The sequence below is a fragment of the Methylophaga sp. UBA4204 genome, from assembly GCF_002379485.1.
Classification (GTDB): domain Bacteria; phylum Pseudomonadota; class Gammaproteobacteria; order Nitrosococcales; family Methylophagaceae; genus Methylophaga.
In genome coordinates, this window is sequence record NZ_DFTU01000096.1 from 1,174 (window position 1) to 1,620 (window position 447).

1 pseudogene is annotated in these 447 nt (G+C 41.2%); it reads right to left on the reverse strand.

From position 1 onward, the window contains the following. Positions 1-447, reverse strand: a pseudogene (locus B3182_RS14475) (phosphoketolase); the annotation flags it as partial.

A 447-nucleotide genomic window follows, 5' to 3' on the forward strand; every position in this document is an offset into this window, starting at 1 on the left:
CCATGCTCCCGAATATAGTCATCATGTTCTGCGAGCTTCTGTTGAATAAATAACTCGATTTCTGACACTTTATCATCGGGCAGCTCTGTTAAATGTTTGACGGCATTTTCCAGTAGGTGAAAACGATCCAGACCATTAATAACTGCCATATCAAATGGCGTGGTGGTGGTCCCCTCCTCTTTGAAGCCATGGACATGCAGATTTTTATGATTGGTGCGGCGATAAGTTAACCGGTGAATCAGCATTGGATAACCATGGTAGGCAAAAATAACCGGTTTATCTTTAGTAAATAATGCATCAAATTCATCTTCTTCAAGACCATGAGGATGTTCACTGGGTGATTGTAATTTCATCAGATCCACCACATTAATCACCCTGACTTTCAGCTCCGGTAAAAACATATTCAGTAATTTTACTGCAGCCAGTGTTTCCATCGTCGGTACATCA